Below are 2729 nucleotides of genomic sequence, written 5' to 3' on the forward strand. Positions count from 1 at the left end.
GGCGGTGGTGGGGGTCGCCGCCGTGCTGGGTGCCCTGCCGGTTCGGCTGGTAGCCGCCGGCTGGCCGCCCGCCGGTTGGGTGGTGGTGGCCTGCGCGGTGGGCCAGGGCGACGCGCTGGTGCTCCCGGTCGACCCCGGCCGGGCCGTGGTGGTGGACGCCGGGCCGGAACCGGGGGCGGTGGACGGTTGCCTGCGTCGGCTCGGCGTACGGGAGGTGCCCCTGCTGGTGATCAGCCACTTCCACGCGGACCACGTGGGCGGGGTGGCCGGGGTGTTCCGGGGGCGGCGGGTGGGTGCCGTGCTGACGCCGTCGTCGGCCGACCCGGAGAGCGGCCGGGAGCTGGTGCGGGCGTCGGCCACCGGCGGGCGGGCCGCGCTGTTGACCACCGTGGCCGGCGCTCGCCACCCCGTGGGCGGGGTCGACCTGCTGGTGCTCGGCCCGCCGTACCCGCTGGCCGGAACCAGGTCCGACCCGAACAACAACTCGCTGGTGCTGCGCGCCACGGTGGCTGGGGTACGGATCCTGCTGGCCGGCGACGCGGAGACCGAGGAGCAGCACGCGATGGTGGCGCGGGCGTTGCCCGGTCAGTTACGGGCGGACGTGCTGAAGGTCGCGCATCACGGGTCGGCGTACCAGGACCCTAGTTTCCTCGACGCGGTGCGGCCGGCGGTGGCGCTCGTGCCGGTGGGCACGGGCAACACCTACGGGCACCCGAGTGCCGGCCTGCTCGCCCGACTGAGCAGAGGCGGCGTGCGGGTGCTGCGTACCGACACGGACGGCGACGTGGCGGCGGTCCGAACGGGCGACGGTCTGGCGGTGGCCCGGAGAGGTGTGCCCGCAGGCCGGCAGCCCTGAGCTGCCGGCCAAGACAGCGGCTTCCGATTGAGTGGGCGACTTGCGGATTAAGCAAGCAATTGAAGTGAATGTCTGGATTTGCGCTGTGTGCGGGCTGCGCCGATCAAGCAGCGGATGAGCAGGCACGATCCCGCCGCAGGCCGTGCGAATATGGGCGGCGTGACCCCCGCCAGCCTCGCCCCCATTCTGCTCGTCCTCGGTGACGAGGAACTGCTCGCCACGCGCGCGGTCACCGAAGCTGTCGCGAAGGTTCGCGCCGTCGATCCCGAGGTGGACGTCCGCGAGTACCAGGCCAGTGCGCTCACCGTCGGCGAGATCGCCGAGATGCTCAGCCCCTCGCTGTTCGGCGGGCGGCGGCTGCTGATCCTGCGTTCCGGCCAGGATGCCCGCAAGGACCTGGTCGCCGCGCTGCTGGCGTACGCGAAGAACCCCGACCCGGAGGTCCAGCTGCTGGTGCTGCACCTGGGCGGTGCCAAGGGCAAGGCGTTCGCCGACGGTCTGCGGGCGGCCGGCGCGACTGTCGTCCCGGCCGCCAAGCTCAAGGGGCACCGCGACCGGGTGACCTTCGTCCGCGACGAGATTCGCCGGGCCGGCGGAAAGTGCACCGACGACGCCGCCGAGGCGCTCATCGCCGCGGTCGGCAACGACCTGCGCGAGCTGGCCGCCGCCTGCTCCCAGCTCATCGCCGACACCGATGGGCGGATCAGCGCCGAGACGGTCTCCCGCTACTACCGGGGTCGGGTCGAGGTGACCGGCTTCACGGTGGCGGACGCCACCATGGTCGGCGACGTGCCGGCGGCACTTGAGGCACTGCGCTGGGCCCTGCACGTCGGGGTCGACCCGGTGCCCATCGCCGACGCCCTGGCCGACGGGGTGCGCACGGTGGCCCGGGTGGCATCGGCCGGGCGGGGTAGCCCGTACCAACTGGCCAGCAGCCTCGGAATGCCGGCCTGGAAGATCGAGCGGGCGCAGCGGCAGGGGCGGGGCTGGACGCCGGAGGGCCTGGTCCGTGCCATGCAGGTCGCCGCCGAGTGCAACGCGGCCGTCAAGGGCGGCTCCGACGACCGGGCGTACGCCCTGGAGCGGGCGGTCTTCTCGGTCGCGGCGGCCCGGCAGGGCAGCACCAGGTGACGGGGACGAACCGCCCAGGGTGGGCCACCATTCCCGTGGACGAGGAGCGCTACCGGCCGCTCTACGCCCGGCTCCTCGGCCTGCGGTTCGTCAACCCCGGCGGCGTGCTGTGCTTCCTCTTCTTCGAGGGTGCCATCGCCCTGGCGGTGCTGCTCGCCCTCGCCGAGTTGGTCAGCTGGTGGGCGGTGCTGGTGCTGCCGGTCGTGGTGGCGGCCATGGTCAAGCTCAACGACATGGTGGCCGCGATCGTGGTCCGCTCGGCCGCGCTCGTGCCCGAGCAGGAACGGGATCGGTTTCGCCGGCAGATGGAACCGGTGGTCGGCCGAGCCCGGGTGGAGTGGGTCTCGCACAGCGTTCCCGGCGTGGTGATCACCGCCGACCCCGTGCCACCACCCCGGCGCGCCAACCCGTCAGACTGAGCGCCGACCCGTCGGCGCAACGCACAGAACCGCCGGCCCGGAGAACACGGCCGGCATGACGCACAGAACGGGCCGGCCCGGAGAACACGGCCGGCATGACGCACAGAACGGGCCGGCCCGGAGAACACGGCCGGCCTCCGGACACACGGAAACCCCGGGCCTGGGCCCGGGGTTTTCCGAATCAGTCTGACGGTGAAGTCGTCAGGCGGAGAGCGACACCACGCGCTTCGCGATCGCGGACTTGCGGTTCGCGGCCACGGTTGCAGCGGATCACCGCGACTCCCGCCCGACTCGGGCAGCTTCCGTGATGCCTCCCGCCGGAC

3 protein-coding genes are annotated in these 2729 nt (G+C 73.2%); all 3 read left to right on the forward strand.

Going from position 1 to position 2729, the window contains the following annotated elements; translation table 11 throughout:
* On the forward strand, positions 1–856 hold an 856-nt coding region (locus PSH25_RS28360; RefSeq protein ID WP_238661952.1), incomplete at its 5' end, for a ComEC/Rec2 family competence protein.
* 150 nt (positions 857–1006) lie between these two features.
* Positions 1007–1987: a DNA polymerase III subunit delta gene (holA, locus tag PSH25_RS28365; protein WP_238661953.1), complete on the forward strand. Its 981-nt coding sequence runs from the start codon at positions 1007–1009 to the stop codon at positions 1985–1987.
* Complete coding sequence (locus PSH25_RS28370) at positions 1984–2406, forward strand: hypothetical protein (RefSeq protein ID WP_238661954.1); 423 nt, start codon at positions 1984–1986, stop codon at positions 2404–2406. The genes holA and PSH25_RS28370 overlap by 4 nt, the downstream gene beginning before the upstream one ends.
* Positions 2407–2729 lie beyond the last annotated feature (323 nt).

The organism is Micromonospora foliorum (assembly GCF_022229015.1).
Taxonomy (GTDB): domain Bacteria; phylum Actinomycetota; class Actinomycetes; order Mycobacteriales; family Micromonosporaceae; genus Micromonospora; species Micromonospora foliorum.

Bases quoted from the DNA above. Each gene is read 5' to 3' on its own strand.
- holA (WP_238661953.1), top strand. From the start codon at position 1,007: ATGGGCGGCGTGACCCCCGCCAGCCTCGCCCCCATTCTGCTCGTCCTC.